This is a genomic window from Oscillibacter sp. (genome assembly GCF_032018205.1).
In the GTDB taxonomy this organism is placed as follows: Bacteria; Bacillota; Clostridia; order Oscillospirales; family Oscillospiraceae; genus Oscillibacter.
In genome coordinates, this window is sequence record NZ_DALZOY010000014.1 from 1 (window position 1) to 14,597 (window position 14,597).

The 14,597-nt window shown below is 56.5% G+C and carries 12 protein-coding genes, 1 pseudogene and 1 other annotated feature; of the genes and pseudogenes, 6 read left to right on the forward strand and 7 right to left on the reverse strand.

What is annotated here, in order from left to right:
• Positions 1–931 precede the first annotated feature (931 nt).
• Both RTU96_RS11165 and RTU96_RS11170 read right to left on the reverse strand, forming a co-directional pair.
• Positions 932–1,105 (reverse strand): hypothetical protein, encoded by a 174-nt coding sequence (locus RTU96_RS11165; protein ID WP_312280852.1) that lies wholly within the window; start codon positions 1,103–1,105, stop codon positions 932–934.
• Positions 1,106–1,206: 101 nt separating this feature from the next.
• Complete coding sequence (locus RTU96_RS11170; RefSeq protein ID WP_312636699.1) at positions 1,207–1,560, reverse strand: CoA-binding protein; 354 nt, start codon at positions 1,558–1,560, stop codon at positions 1,207–1,209.
• Between the two features lie 274 nt (positions 1,561–1,834).
• Between RTU96_RS11170 and RTU96_RS14795 the strand changes: the two are divergent.
• Together RTU96_RS14795 and RTU96_RS11180 are read left to right on the forward strand one after the other, a co-directional pair.
• Positions 1,835–1,954: pseudogene (locus RTU96_RS14795) on the forward strand (GIY-YIG nuclease family protein); the annotation flags it as partial.
• A gap of 141 nt (positions 1,955–2,095) precedes the next feature.
• Positions 2,096–2,443 (forward strand): arsenate reductase family protein, encoded by a 348-nt coding sequence (locus RTU96_RS11180; RefSeq protein WP_312636701.1) that lies wholly within the window; start codon positions 2,096–2,098, stop codon positions 2,441–2,443.
• 112 nt (positions 2,444–2,555) lie between these two features.
• On the opposite strand, the gene glyA is transcribed toward RTU96_RS11180, so the two are convergent.
• The 5 genes from glyA to RTU96_RS11205 all read right to left on the reverse strand — a co-directional run bounded on the left by glyA (position 2,556) and on the right by RTU96_RS11205 (position 9,492).
• Positions 2,556–3,803 carry a serine hydroxymethyltransferase gene (gene glyA, locus RTU96_RS11185; protein ID WP_312636703.1) on the reverse strand — a complete coding sequence of 416 codons (1,248 nt, stop codon included), beginning with the start codon at positions 3,801–3,803 and terminating at the stop codon, positions 2,556–2,558.
• Between the two features lie 183 nt (positions 3,804–3,986).
• Positions 3,987–4,577: a 5-formyltetrahydrofolate cyclo-ligase gene (locus RTU96_RS11190; RefSeq protein WP_312636704.1), complete on the reverse strand. Its 591-nt coding sequence runs from the start codon at positions 4,575–4,577 to the stop codon at positions 3,987–3,989.
• Positions 4,574–5,785, reverse strand: coding sequence for a DNA polymerase IV (gene dinB / locus RTU96_RS11195; RefSeq protein WP_312636706.1), 1,212 nt, complete (start codon positions 5,783–5,785; stop codon positions 4,574–4,576). The genes RTU96_RS11190 and dinB overlap by 4 nt, the downstream gene beginning before the upstream one ends.
• A 390-nt stretch (positions 5,786–6,175) precedes the next feature.
• Positions 6,176–8,818 carry a valine--tRNA ligase gene (locus RTU96_RS11200; protein ID WP_312636708.1) on the reverse strand — a complete coding sequence of 881 codons (2,643 nt, stop codon included), beginning with the start codon at positions 8,816–8,818 and terminating at the stop codon, positions 6,176–6,178.
• Positions 8,819–8,907: 89 nt separating this feature from the next.
• Positions 8,908–9,492, reverse strand: a complete 585-nt coding sequence (locus tag RTU96_RS11205; protein WP_312636709.1) for a hypothetical protein — start codon at positions 9,490–9,492, stop codon at positions 8,908–8,910.
• 36 nt (positions 9,493–9,528) lie between these two features.
• Positions 9,529–9,752 (reverse strand) — a binding site (T-box leader).
• A 245-nt stretch (positions 9,753–9,997) separates the two neighbouring features.
• On the opposite strand from RTU96_RS11205, the gene RTU96_RS11210 reads away from it, so the two are divergent.
• The 4 genes from RTU96_RS11210 to RTU96_RS11225 all read left to right on the forward strand — a co-directional run bounded on the left by RTU96_RS11210 (position 9,998) and on the right by RTU96_RS11225 (position 14,456).
• Positions 9,998–10,855 carry a chemotaxis protein CheW gene (locus tag RTU96_RS11210; RefSeq protein WP_312636710.1) on the forward strand — a complete coding sequence of 286 codons (858 nt, stop codon included), beginning with the start codon at positions 9,998–10,000 and terminating at the stop codon, positions 10,853–10,855.
• Positions 10,856–11,323: 468 nt separating this feature from the next.
• Positions 11,324–12,898, forward strand: a complete 1,575-nt coding sequence (locus RTU96_RS11215) for a peptidylprolyl isomerase (RefSeq protein WP_312636711.1) — start codon at positions 11,324–11,326, stop codon at positions 12,896–12,898.
• Between the two features lie 83 nt (positions 12,899–12,981).
• Positions 12,982–13,719: a tRNA threonylcarbamoyladenosine dehydratase gene (locus tag RTU96_RS11220; RefSeq protein WP_312636712.1), complete on the forward strand. Its 738-nt coding sequence runs from the start codon at positions 12,982–12,984 to the stop codon at positions 13,717–13,719.
• On the forward strand, positions 13,713–14,456 hold the full coding sequence (locus tag RTU96_RS11225) for a DUF554 domain-containing protein (protein WP_312636713.1): 744 nt from the start codon (positions 13,713–13,715) through the stop codon (positions 14,454–14,456). The genes RTU96_RS11220 and RTU96_RS11225 overlap by 7 nt, the downstream gene beginning before the upstream one ends.
• The last annotated feature ends 141 nt before the right edge of the window (positions 14,457–14,597 follow it).

A 14,597-nucleotide genomic window follows, 5' to 3' on the forward strand; every position in this document is an offset into this window, starting at 1 on the left:
GACCACGCTTGCGCTGCGCTTGTAGTGTGGTATAATCTTGGCAGTCCATAGTGATTGCCCTCCTTTGGCAGATGGGTGTGTGAGAACTCCATTCTACCATTAGGGAAAAATCACTATGGACTTTTCTATTCAAGTGTCCATCTTCATTTTACAATCGACCAAGATAATCTTTCAATATAATTTCTACGATACGATCGGCAAAGCGGTACACAATGCCTTCGCTGGATTTATTTATAGCATAATCACTGTCCTTATAGTTTTTCATCGCTCTTTTCCTCCAATTTGCTTTTTTGTTGTGAGAGCAAATTGGAGTGGAGGTGAGCGACAGTGAGATGCCGAAATGAATTGGGAGTTTCTTTTAAAAAGAATTGCGATATATGATTTTATTAGTCGAGTAGAAAGGTTTCTTGTCGAGAACAAAAAAACAGCACTTTGCCTGTCATAGCAAAGTGCTGTTTTCAATATCTGGTAAAATATTATTTGATGGTATTTGCGGACATGGGCAGCGCCGTCTATACGAAAGCCGATATCGAGATATCCTATCAAAAGCCACCGTATGTATAACAAGAGCATGCCCCTTTTGAGCCACCCCAGTAAAAGCTGACAATAGACAAGAAGCCCCCTGATGTAGGAGAATATAACTACATCAGGGGGTATTTATATGAGTAAGAGAAACTGGGCAGATATCAAGACGTTGGAAGCGGTTATCATGGAGCTGCGTGCCGAGGGAAAAACGCATCAAAAAATAGCAGACAAGCTTGGGCTGAATTTTGTTCAGATAAAGAACTGGGTAAATCGGCATAACAGGGAGCAGAAACGTATCGACGCTGGTCTGCCGCCAAAACGACGCGGACGTCCGCACAAGGGCGCAATTACCAGTGAAGCTGAGTATCAGTATGAAAGTGACCGCCTCTTGACGAGGCGGCCCGGGTCAGAAGATATAGTCGGCCTCCTTGACCAGCTTTTTCAGCGCGTCCAAGGAGCTTGGCGGCGGGTCCTTCGCCAGAATCTGCGCCTGAATCACCTCAGGCAGGTCGTTAAAATACGCCGCCGCCTTCGGGTCGGGTCCAATGTTCGCATACATATCGGTATAAGTTAATCCCATTTCATCACCCCTGCATAGGGTCTCCGGAAAAATAAAATTTAGCCGTTCCATCAAAAATGCTAACATTTGGGGACATCGGCGGATGGTTCGCAAACCGGAAATCAGGTAAACATCCGCATGCCCACCAGCAGACACCCGTTGATATACGGCATTCCCTTCTCCTCCAAGTAGGCCACCAGCTCGGCGCTTTCCGCCCCCGGCTGAAGCACAATGCATTTGAAGCTCTTTTTGCATTCCCGCATCAGCTCCAGTCCCTTTGCGGGATGAATGCACAGGTCGATGATGTCGATTTCCTCCGGCACGTCGTTCAGGGAGGGAAGCTCCTTGCCCACGGCGTAAACCGTGTAGCCCTTCTCGATCATCCCCTGCTTGATTTTATAGGCATATTTCTCGGAATCCAGCGTGTTGCCCACCACGGCAAAAACGCGCTGGCGCATGATTTCCTGTAACTCCATAAAAACACCTTCTTTATTTTATTCTGCGCCATTTTTTTCCATTCAATGCTTTCAATGCAGTATAGCAAACATTTTCGCACCAGGCAATGCTCTTTGCCACATTTTTAAACGGGCCGTTCCCTTGCGAAAAATTTGCTTGCAGTTGCCATATGTCAAAGCGCTGTGCATTTTTTGAAAGCTGTGGTATACTGTTACGGAAAATTGCAAGGGGGCGAGAAGAACGGCGTACTACACCTACATACTGCGCTGCGGGGACAGCAGCCTTTATACCGGCATCACCACTGACCTTGCCCGTCGTCTCGCCCAGCACGGGGGAAGTCTTCCCGGCGGCGCGAAATACACTGCGGCCCGCCGTCCCGTCCGCTTTGCGGCCGCGTGGGAAGCGGACGGCAGAGCGGCAGCGTCTCGTCTGGAATACCGCATCAAAGCCCTCTCCAAACAGGAGAAAGAGAATCTCATTCACGGCGAAATACCGGCAGCGCTGAACCTTTCGCCATACTCCAGACTTCACATCACCGAAAAAGGAGAATTTGCTATGCTGTTTGTCTGCTATCCAAAATGCACCACCTGCCAAAAGGCGCGGACCTTTCTGGACACGAGGGGCGTCACCTATGACTTCCGGGACATTAAAACGGAGAACCCCACGGAGGACGAGCTGCGTACTTGGCACGCAAAAAGCGGCCTGCCGCTCAAACGCTTTTTCAACACCAGCGGTCTGCAATACAAGGCTTTGGAACTTTCCAAAAAGCTGCCCTCCATGACAGAGGACGAGCAATTCCGGCTTCTTGCCACCGACGGAATGCTGGTTAAACGCCCCATTCTGGTGGGAGCCGACTTCGTTCTGGTGGGCTTTAAGGAGCCGGAGTGGACCCAGCGGCTGTAAGCCGCCCACAAAGCAACCGATACATTCCCTTTTCAAATATGAAATCGCGCCCCCGGCGGAACAGTGGTCCCGCCGGGGGCGCATTTGGTTCAGGCATCAGCCCTCGCCGTTTTTACTGATAGATGGGGAACGCCTCGCACAGGGCATTGACCTCCGCGCGGACCTGCTCGGCGCTGCCCTCGAAATCCCGGGCGGTCAGAGCCATCCAATGGGCAATCTTCTCCATCTCCGGCTCCTTGAAGCCGCGGGAAGTGGAAGCGGGGGTACCCACGCGGATGCCGGAGGTGACAAAGGGCTTCTCCGGGTCGTTGGGGATGGCGTTCTTATTGACGGTGATCTGCACCTCGTCCAGCCGATGCTCAAATTCCTTGCCGGTAATGTGGAAGTTGCGCACGTCCACCAGCATGAGGTGATTGTCCGTTCCGCCGGAGACAAGGCGGAAGCCCTCCTTAATGAGGCCCTCAGCCAGTGCCTTTGCGTTTTTCACCACCTGCTTCTGATACTCCTTGAACTCCGGACGCAGCGCCTCGCCAAAGCTCACAGCCTTTGCCGCGATGATGTGCTCCAGCGGGCCGCCCTGGGTGCCGGGGAACACGGCGGAGTTAATCTTCTTGTAGATGTCCTCGTCGTTGCACAGGATCAATCCGCCCCGGGGGCCCCGCAGGGTCTTATGGGTGGTAGAGGTAATCACATCAGCATAGGGCACGGGAGAGGGATGCTCGCCTGCGGCCACCAGACCCGCAATGTGGGCCATGTCCACCATCAGATACGCGCCCGCAGCGTCCGCCGCCTCACGGAACTTCTTGAAGTCGATTGACCGGGGATAGGCGGAGGCGCCCGCCACAATCAGCTTGGGCTTGTGCTCCTCGGCCAGCTTGATGAGTGCGTCATAATCGATCTGCTCCGTCTCTTCGTCCAGACCGTAGGGGATAATATTAAAATATTTGCCGGAGATGTTCACGGGGCTGCCGTGGCTCAGGTGTCCGCCGTGGGCCAGATTCATGCCCATCACGGTGTCACCGGGCTTGACCAGCGCGAAAAACGCGGCCAGATTGGCGTTGGCCCCGGAGTGGGGCTGAACATTGGCATAATTGCAGCCAAACAGCTCGCAAGCACGCTTGCGGGCAATCTCCTCCGTCACGTCCACGGCGTAGCAGCCGCCGTAATACCGGTGGCCGGGATACCCCTCGGCGTATTTATTGGTCAGGCAGGTGCCCATCGCCGCCATGACCGCCTCGCTGACCACGTTTTCGCTGGCAATCAGCTCAATGTTCCGGCGCTCGCGGGCGAACTCCTCTTTAATAGAAGCGCCAACCTCGGGATCAAACTTGGAAATAAAATCCATTGTCTCGTGCACCATCTGAATGTCTCCTTCATCATTGTGTATTTGTCCACACGCTTTAGTCAACATATTTTTAACACGGCCTACCATAATATCCGGCCATTTTACATTTTAGCACACGCTATTTCATTTGTGAAGACGGTTTAAAACTATTTTCCATTTAAATTGGAAATAAACGGCGCAGATTCCGCATCCGAAAATTCACTTAAGCCGCGCGGGAACACCGTCCTCATACAGTCCCTTTTCCGTCACCACCCATGGAACCGGCATATCGTGCGGCTCAACGGGAATGTCCTCGTGGAGCAGTTCCTCCCGGCACAGCAGCACCGCGCTGCCCCGGTAAGCGGTCAAAAAACGGTCGTAATACCCGCCGCCCTGACCCAGCCGGCGGCCCGCCCTGCCGCAGCTCAAGCACGGCAGCACGGCAAAATCCACCTCGTCCGGCGTTAGAATCGGGCAGTTTTGGGACGGCTCCAAAATCCCGAACGGGCCGGGAACCAAATCGTCCAGAGAGTTTACCACCCGCAGTTCCATAATGCCCGGAATCTCGGTGCAAAGCGGCAGGCACAGCCGCTTCCCCGCTTTCAGCGCGTCCTCCAGAATGGGGCGGGTATTGATCTCCCGCTTGGTTCCATAAAAGCTGAAAACGGTGTGTGCCTCCCGATAATCCGGCAGCGCGCGAACGCGGTCCGCAATCGCTGCGTCGGACTCCTCCTTGTAGCGGGCTGAAAGCGCCCGCTCCTGCGCCCGTACCTTCAGCCGAAGTTCCTGTTTTTCTTCCGCAATCGTCATGACAGCGTATCCTCCTTTTTTTCGGGACTTGACGCGCCGAAGCGCACCGCACCCATTCCGTATTTTCCCCGAATTTTATCCATGGCAGATTCCAATTTCTCCTGCTTTTCCCGCCGGGGGGCCGCGGTATCCAGCAGGTCCGTCTGTTCATAGGCATCGGCCTCCTCCGTCAGAGCGATGGCTGTGACGGTGAGCATCCGGATGGGGGCGGGCGGCTTCCAGAAGGTATCCAGCAGCTCCATGGCTCCGTCCGCCAGCTCCCGCATCAGATGAGTTGGCGAGGAAAAGCGCTTTTGCCGGGATCGATCCTGAAAATCCGGCGTGCGCAGCGTGACCGCCACGCCCCCGGCATACATGCCGCAGCGGCGCAGCCGCATGGCCACCTCATCGGAAAGCAGGGCCAGCGCCGCGCCCACCTCCCTCCGGGAGGACAAATCCCGCTGAAAGGTGGACCCACTGCCAACGGATTTTGGCGGCTCCAGCTCGCTTCGGGGCCGCACCGGCTCATGCTCCTGCCCATTGGCATACTCGTGAAGCTGGCGGCCCATTTTCCCCATCAGCGTTTCCAGTTGGCCCACATTCATGGCCGCCAACTGCCCGATGGTCCGCACGCCAAACTGCGCCAGAGTGGCCTGCGCGGTTTTTCCCACGAACAGCAGCGACTCCACCGGTAAGGGCCACACAAAGTCCTTCCAGTTTTGAGGGGAAATCACCGTGGTTGCGTTTGGCTTTTTGTAATCGCTGCCCAGCTTTGCAAACACTTTGTTAAAGCTCACGCCTACGGATACCGTCAGTCCCAGCTCCTTTTCCACTCTGGCGCGAATCCCGTCCGCCACGGTCCGCCCGTCTCTGCCCAGCAGATGAAGGGACCCGGTCACGTCCAGCCAGCTTTCATCCACACTGAAAGGCTCCACCAAATCGGTGTACTCCTCGTAAATGGCGTTGACCCGTTCGGAATATTCCCGATACAAATGATGATGGGGCGGCAGCAGCACCAACCCGGGGCACTTTTTCCGCGCCTGCCAGATGGTTTCCGCCGTGGCTACGCCGAACTTTTTCGCCGCCTCGTTCTTTGCCAGCACAATACCCCGCCGGGAGGTGGGGTCGCCGCACACCGCCACCGGCGCGTCCCGCAGCTCGGGGTGGGACAGCAGCTCCACCGAGGCGTAAAAGCTGTTCATATCGCAGTGTAAAATCACCCGCTCCACGGCGCTGCCCCCTTTCTCCGCGCCAAAGCTCGGCTGCGGTCCTATATCCTCATTGTAGCACAGATGTTCGCATTTGCAAGTCCAATCTTACCGCACTCGCCACATCGTTCTTCCCTCTCCGTTGCCTCCACACTCCCTCTGCGGACTTCCTGCGGCACCACTTTTTCCGAAAGCGGGCAGGACACAGTTTTTCGTCTTCCGACCTCTCTCCCGCCCAGATAAATTTTCACCTAATATAGTCTCCCGCCAAAGTGCATCCCACGTGTGGTCGGAGAAAAAGGCAATAATTCAAGGGCATGGGGAAGCGAGTTCCCCATGCCCCTGCATCTCATCGCCCACAGGCGATGCTACAACTCTCAAAAAGTTCGGCCACGGGGCTTTTTGACCGTTTTACCCCTTCATCGCCCGCTCGGACTCCTCCAGCCGGGCAATCAGCTCCTTGTACTTGGCAATTTTATCCCGCTCCACGTTGACCACGGCCTCGGGTGCGTTTGCCACAAACTTTTCGTTTTTCAGCTTGCCCTCGGTGATGCGCAGACCATTGACCGCCTTTTCCTTTTCCCGGGCAATGCGGGCCAGCTCCTCCGCAACATCCACCAGTTCCGCCAGCGGAATATAGGCCACGGCCTTGCGGGTGACGATGCTCACCAGCCCGTCCAGCGTTTCCGGTGCGGCGGTGGAAACCGTCACGCGCTCGGCATAGGCCATGCGGGTAATGAAGTGCACCGCGTCCCGGAAAATCTCCGGCTCGTCGGTCTTCAAAACAAGCTCCGTCTTTTTGGACGGGGGCACGTTCATCTCCGAACGGCGGGCGCGGATGGCGCGGATAGTGTCCATCACCGCCTCCATGGCCTCCGTCTCGGCGGGGAAGTTCAGCGCCTCGTCATACACGGGCCAATGGGAGGTCATGATGAAGCTTCCCTCTTCTCCCATCTCCCGGGGCAGGGACTGCCAGATTTCCTCCGTGATAAAGGGCATGAAGGGGTGCAGCAGCTTCAGCACCTGAATCAGCACGTAGCACAGCACATTTTCCGCCGCAAGGCGGCTCTGGGCGTCGTCGCCGTTCATGCGGGTTTTGGTCAGCTCAATATACCAGTCGCAATAGGTGTCCCAGATGAAGTCGTACACCTTGGCGGAGGCCACGCCGATTTCAAAGGCGTCCAGATTCTCCGTGACCTCTTTGACCAGCCCGTTCAGCTTGGTCAAAACCCACTTGTCCTCCTGCTCCAGATTGGCAGGAAGGGCGCACCGGTCAATGCTCAGGTTCATCTGCACGAAGCGGGATGCATTCCAGATTTTATTTGCAAAGTTCCGCATGGCCTCGCACTTTTCGGTGTAGAACCGGGTATCGTTTCCGGGGCTGTTGCCGGTGATAAGGTTGAAGCGCAGCGCGTCCGCGCCGTAGGCCTGGGCCATTTCCAGCGGGTCAATGCCGTTGCCCAGAGACTTGGACATTTTCCGTCCCTTTTCGTCCCGGACCAGGCCGTGAATCAAAACCGTGTGGAAGGGAATCTCCTTCATCTGCTCGCAGCCGGAGAAAATCATCCGGGCCACCCAGAAGAAAATGATGTCGTAGCCCGTGACCATCACGGAGGTGGGATACCAGTAGTTCAAATCCGCCGTCTTTTCGGGCCAACCCATGGTGGAGAAGGGCCACAGGGCAGAGGAGAACCAAGTGTCCAGCACGTCCGGGTCCCGGGTCAGGTGGGTGCAGCCGCACTGTTCGCACTTCTCCGGGTCCGTCCGCCCCACGTTGATATGACCGCACTCGTCGCAGTACCACGCGGGAATCTGGTGGCCCCACCAGAGCTGGCGGGAAATGCACCAGTCGTGCACGTTTTCCATCCAGTTGATATAGGTCTTGGAAAACCGCTCGGGGACGAACTTTACCTCGCCGTCCCGCACCACCCGCAGAGCCTCCTTCGCAAGGGGCTCCATCTTCACGAACCACTGGGCGGAAATGAGCGGCTCCACATCGTTGTGGCAGCGGTAGCAGGTGCCCACGTTATGGCTGTAATCCTCGGTCTTCACCAGATAGCCCTGCTCTTCAAGGTCCTTTACGATGGCCTTGCGGCACTCATAGCGGTCCATTCCGTTGTAGGGGCCGCCGTTTTCGTTGATTCTGCCGTCATCCGCGATGCAGCGGATAATCTCCAGATTGTGCCGCAAACCCACTTCAAAGTCGTTGGGGTCGTGGGCGGGGGTCATTTTCACCGCGCCGGTGCCGAAGCCGATTTCGCAGTATTCGTCCCCCACAATGGGAATCTCCCGGTTCATGATGGGCAGGATGCAGGTCTTGCCGATCAGGTGCTTGAACCGCTCGTCCTCCGGATTCACGGCAACGCCGGTGTCGCCCATCATGGTTTCGGGCCGCGTGGTGGCCACCACCAGATCGCCGGATCCGTCCGCCAAAGGATAGCGGATGTGCCACAGGTGGCCCGGCTTATCCACATACTCCACCTCCGCGTCGGACAGAGCGGTGGTGCAGTGGGGGCACCAGTTGATGATGCGGCTTCCCTTATAAATCATATCCTTTTCATAGAGGTCGCAGAAGGTCTCCCGCACCGCGCGGGCGCAGGTTTCGTCCATGGTGAAGCGGGAGCGGTCCCAGTCGCAGGAAACACCCATCTTCTTCTGCTGCTCCACAATGCGGTCGCCGTACTTTTCCTTCCAAGCCCAGACCCGCTCCAAAAACTTCTCGCGGCCAAGGTCGTACCGGGTTTTTCCCTCTTTTTCCCGCAGTTCCTCTTCCACCTTGATCTGGGTGGCGATGCCCGCGTGGTCCACGCCGGGAATCCATAGGGCGGAATATCCCTGCATCCGCTTGAAGCGGGTCAGGATGTCCTGAAGTGTCGCGTCCAGCGCATGGCCCATATGAAGCTGACCCGTCACGTTGGGAGGCGGCATCACAATGGAAAACGGTTCCTTTTCAGGGTCCGGCTCCGCCGTAAAGCAGCGGCCCTCCATCCAGCTCTCGTAGATGCGGGACTCCACCTGCTGCGGCTCATATACCTTCGGCAGTTCTTTTTTCATGGCTTGCTCTCCTCATACTCAGATATCTGAATTCTATACAAATACAGGCTTACTCAAACAGTGGGCCGCGCTTTCACGTCCCCGAAGCTTTATACCCGCTCCATACTTCGACGCAGACGCTCCGTCACGCGGTAAACGCGATAGCGCTTGCTGCGACTTTTCAGCCACCCGCGAAACGCCTCTTCCGTTCCCTCGGTCAGTGCGCTTTTATGCAGCAGAACGGAGGTGTCCTCCGCGGGGATCCAAAAAATCAAGTCGCTCTCCCGAACCTCACCCATGCGGATGCTTTTCCACAGGCGGATTTCTTCGCCCTTTCCGTCCAGCATCCGACAGTCGTCTCCTTCGAACACAAAGCGCATGGGCCTTGCCCGCACCGCGTCGGTCAAATCCAGCCACCGTGCCCGCGCCTCCCGGACGCCCTGTCGAAACCGCCTGCCCCGCTGCATGGGAAGCCAGAAAAAGCCGATGATGATCAGCGCCAGCAAAACCGTGAACAGCGCCGCCTCCCAGTTCCTCTGCACAAGAGAATATACCGTGAAGCACACTGCCATCACCCCAACCGGAACGCTGGCCCGCGTCGCATTGCTCCGCACCCGGACCCAATCCATCAGCGCCGCTTCCTCCGCAGCCTCCAGCACCGCGCCCTGGGTTGTGTCGAATACAAATCTCTCCATATGCTCCTCCAAACAAAAATCGCCCCGAGCCTATCGGCTCAGGGCGAACAAAAGTCCGCGGTACCACCTGAATTCGGGAATTTCCCGCACTCTCCCGGCGCTTTGCGCCCGCCTCTGTAACGGGAGGTCCCGTTGGCCTTACTTTCCTGTTCAGGCCAATGCTCCGAAACGACTTCTCCGCCGACTTCACGGGGACTTGCACCGTCCGTCCCCTCTCTTTGCATCCGTCCGCGGGTACTGCTTTTCCTCATCGCAATTTTCCTATTTTATAAATCCAGATTAGTATAACCGCGTGGCCCCATTTTGTCAAGATTGGGTGCAAGAAGCCGGAAAATCTTTTCCCAGCGGGATTCTTGTGTTTGCATTGTGGGGATTTTGTGATACAATGACCATAATGTAACCAGGTCGGGCTGCGCCGTCTGCGCCCGCTTTGGGGCACGCTTTCCGTCGTAATTTTTTAAGAGCGCGGCCCTTTATTATATTTATAGGAAAGGAATTCTTTGCCATGAGCATTTATCAAGCGGAAGACAGCGTGCAAAGCCCCTCCATCCTGTTCCGGCTGAACGGAGGACTGTATTGCGCGGACAGCCGCTATGTCTCCACCATTATGGAGCTTCCGAAATACACCCCCGTGCCGGACGCGCCGCCCTATATCTCCGGGATTTTTCCCCTCCGGGGCAGCAGCGTCACTCTCTTCAATCTGAGGGCGGCTTTGAAGCTGCAATCCCTTCAGGAGGAATTTGAGGACTTCACCGCCATGCTGGACGCGCGCAAGCAGGATCACATTAACTGGGTTTCCGCGCTGGAGCGCTCCATTGAAACCGGGGAACCTTTTTCATTGGCCACAGACCCCCACAAGTGCAAGCTTGGGAAATGGTATGACGGCTTTAAGACCGACAGTATGGAGCTTTCCGCCCATCTGGCCCGGATGGAAGACCCTCATCGCAGGCTCCACGAAACGGCCCAGCGGGTGGAGCAGTGCGACGCGGCGGGGAACCGCGAAGCCGTGGACAACTGCAAGCAGGCTACGCTGGACGAGGTCCGGGGCAACTATATGCCTAAGGTTCTCGGCGTGCTGGAGGACGCCAAGGAGATTTTCCGCATCCGGGAATTTCACGAGATGGTGCTGGTGCTCAGCGGCGAGACCAGTCTTGGCCTGATGGTGGACGAGGTGCTGTCGGTGGAAACGGTGGAGGAAGAGACTGTGGGCGCGCACAATCAGCTTATGACCCGTTCCCCCTACATCCGGCGTGTGGTTCGCGCCCCCGGTCAGGACGAGTTGATTCTGGAGCTCAGTCTCCCCGATATTTTGCAGGTGGGCGACGAGGTGGCCGCGCTGCGCGCCGCCGGGTCCGCAGGATAAATACGCTTTGAAAAACACCGCCCTGCTGAACTTGAAATCAGCAGGGCGGTATGCTTATATGGATTATGTTGGGGTACTTGAAGTGCAGCCAAAGAGAAAGCGCCAGCTTTTAAGCCATCTCTATTTCCGGTTTTTTATAACACAGCCTATAGTTAACATTCTTCTCAAGTACAGGAGATGTTTTCCTGAATATCGTATAGCACATCACTCGCATTCTGTACAAAAATCGTTTCCTTCCCTTTGCCCTACTTGCGCTCTAACCATAGATCGGACTTTTGGCACGCTTTTTCAGGTTCCTTTCAGCCCCGTAGACTATACTGGAGAAATCCGACAGACGGCAAATTTCCCGATAAGCCCGTCCGTGAAATTTTGCTTGCAGTTTCGCAGTTTATCCTATATAATATGTCGGTGTGCATTCGCGGGATTCTCCGCATCTTCACTTAAGATTTTGAGAGGACTGAAACGAAAATGAGCGCAAACGATAATCATTCCAGAACCGCGCGGGAGGCGCAGCAGCAGAAGGAGGCCCGGCGCAGCAACATTATGTACGCCGTCATTGCCGTCCTGTTCGCCCTTCTCGTGGTGACCGTACTGGTATGGAAATCCAACATCATCCAGAAAAACGCCACCGCAGCCACGCTGTATACCCAGCTTACCTCGGCGGAGGACCCCGCCGCCAGCGGCTCTTCTTCCGCAGAAAAGACCGTGCTGGCAGACGTGAAGGTACCCCAGCTAAACTACTATTTTGTAAATATCTATCAGAACTTTGTCCAGCAGAACAGCGCGTATATTTCCTACATGGGGCTGGACACCAGCAAGGACCTGCGTTCTCAGCCCTATCCCGGCGACGATACGCAGACCTGGTTCGACTATTTTGTCGGTCAGGCGATTGACCAGATGTCTGCCATCTACGCGCTGAATGACAAGGCGGAGGAAGAGGGCTACGTTTGGAACGACGCCATGCAGGCGGAGTTTGACTCCAATAACGAGTCTCTTGAATCCACCGCCACCGCTTCCAACCTGAGCGTGGTCAAATACCTCCAGAAGATTTACGGCGCAACCATGAGCCGCAGTGTTTACGAGGCTGAGATGAAGCGTGTGATTTTGGCCAGCGACTTTTCCAAGAGCCATAACGATGGCTTGACCTATACGGACGAGGAGCTGGAGGCCGAATACGCCGCCAACCGGAACTCCTATGACGTGGTGGACTATCAGAGCGTCCGCATCAGCGGCGTCGCCGAGGACACCACGGATGCCGACGGAAACAGTGTGGATCCCACCGAGGAGGAGAGTGCCGCCGCGCTGAAAGCGGCCAAGCAGTCCGCGGATGAGCTGTACGCCGGGTTCAAGTCCGGAAAGAGCATGTCTGATCTGGCGAAGGACAACGACAAGATGTCCTATACCAATGGTGAGGCCGGTTCCTATTCCTCCGGCGTGCTGATGGATTGGCTGTTTGACAGCGGCCGTCAGGCCGGGGACTCCGCCGTTCTGGCCGACGAGGACAACTCTGCCTATTACGTGGTGTCTTTCGGTAAGCGTTATCGTCAGGACTATAAGACTGTAAACGTGCGCCACATCCTTCTCCAGCCCGAAGCCGGCAAGATCGCCCAGGGCGAGGACGGATATGACGAAGAGCAGGCCAAGCTGAAAGAGGAGGCCAAGGCAAAGGCCGAAGACCTTCTGGCACAGTGGAAGGCAGGCGCAGCCACTGAGGATGCCTTTGCCGAGCTTGCCAAGGAAAACTCCGTTGACGGCGGCTCTCAGGCCAATGGCGGCCTGTACGAGCAGGTTTATCAGGGCCAGATGGTGCCCACCTTCAACGACTGGTGCTTCGATTCCAGCCGCAAGGCCGGGGACACCGGCGTGGTGGAAACCGATTACGGTTATCACATCATGTACTTTGTGGGCGAGAACCTGCCCTACTGGCAGGTACAGGCGGACAGCGCCCTGCGGAATCAGGATTTTGGCACATGGTACGACGGTGTCATCGCCGGGTACACTGGCGAAGCCGCCAGCGGCGTCAAATACGTGTCCGCGAGCTGAATTGCATCGTGAAGCACGGACCGGCTTTCGCCGGTCCGTGTTTTTCTAAAAAAGAACGCTTAGACAGATAAGAGGAAAACGCTATGGAAGATCAATTTCTGCGCAACGAAATGCTCTGGGGCCGGGATGGGCAGGCGCGTCTTGCCCGCGCCCATGTGCTTTTGCTGGGCCTTGGCGGAGTGGGGAGTTATGCCGCGGAGTGTTTGGCCCGATCCGGCGTGGGCGAACTGACGCTGGTGGACAGCGATGCCGTGTCTCTTACCAACCTGAACCGCCAGTTGGAAGCCCTCCACTCCACCGTGGGCCAGCCCAAGGCGGAGGCCATGACTGCCCGCCTGCTGGATATCAACCCCGCGCTGAAGCTCCACCCTGTCCACGCTTTGTACAATGCCGAAAACCGAGACCGGTTTTTCCCCGAGGGCTGCCGGTACGATTACATCGCGGACGCCATCGACCTTGTGTCCTGCAAGCTGGATCTGGCGGAAACCGCTCTGCGTCTCAACATTCCTCTCATTTCGGCTTTGGGCACCGGAAACAAGCTGGACCCCTCCCTGCTGCGAATTGAGGACATTTCAAAAACCTCCGGTTGCCCTCTGGCCCGCGTGATGCGCCGAGAGCTGAAAAACCGGGGCATCCGTCATCTTCCGGTGGTGTTCAGCCCGGAGGAACCTGCTCTCTCCGTTCGGCAGATGGAAGCGCCCCCGCCGGGGCGGCGCAGCGTTCCCGCCAGCAACCCCTGGGTACCGGCCACCGCCGGACTGCTGCTGGGCAGCGCCGTGGTACGCAGCCTGCTGAAGGAAACGGAGGGATTGGTATGCTGATCGGAACGACGGTCAACACGCTGGCCATTCTGGCCGGCTCTGTGGCCGGGCTGGGCCTGACACGAATTTCCAAGCTCTTGCCCGTGGCTGAGGGCGATGCACTGGGGCAGCGGCTTCAGGACATGGTTATGAAAAGCGTGGCTCTGTGCGTGCTCTATATTGGCATAAGCGGGTCCCTGAAGGGGCAGAACGTGCTGATTGCTATTCTCTCCATGGTCCTCGGCGCGCTTCTTGGAGAGCTGTTGGACCTAGACCAACGGATGCGCGCACTTGGCGACTGGGTTCAGAAAAAAACGGAGCATCTTTTTCCAGACGGAACTACCTCCGTATCGGAGGGCTTTGTTACTGCAAGTCTTCTGTTTTGCGTAGGCGCCATGTCGATTGTGGGCGCGTTGCAGGACGGGCTGACGGGCGACCACTCCACCCTGTTTGCAAAAGCCCTGCTGGACGGCATCAGCGCCGTGATATTCGCCTCCTCTCTGGGCGTGGGCGTGGCGTTTTCCGCCGTCACGGTGTTTCTCTTTCAGGGAAGCATTGCCGCGCTGGCAGCCCTGATTTCCCCTTTGCTTGGGGACGCGGTTGTGGCGGAGATGACCTGCGTGGGGTCGTTGCTGATTATCGCCCTGTCGCTGAATCTGCTGGGCATCACCAAAATCAAGGTCATGAATATGACTCCGGCCTGCCTTCTGCCGATTCTGATTTGTTGGCTGAGCAAAGCTATCCCCGCCCTGTTTTGATACGCTCAATTCTTTAACACGCGGTTTTGCCGTCGGGAGAGCTTCTCCCGACGGTTTTTTTACATTTTTTTCGCATCGTTTCTCCGTCGCACTTCATCATTCCATAACAAAATCCGCTCTTACAGGTGTTTGCTATAATTT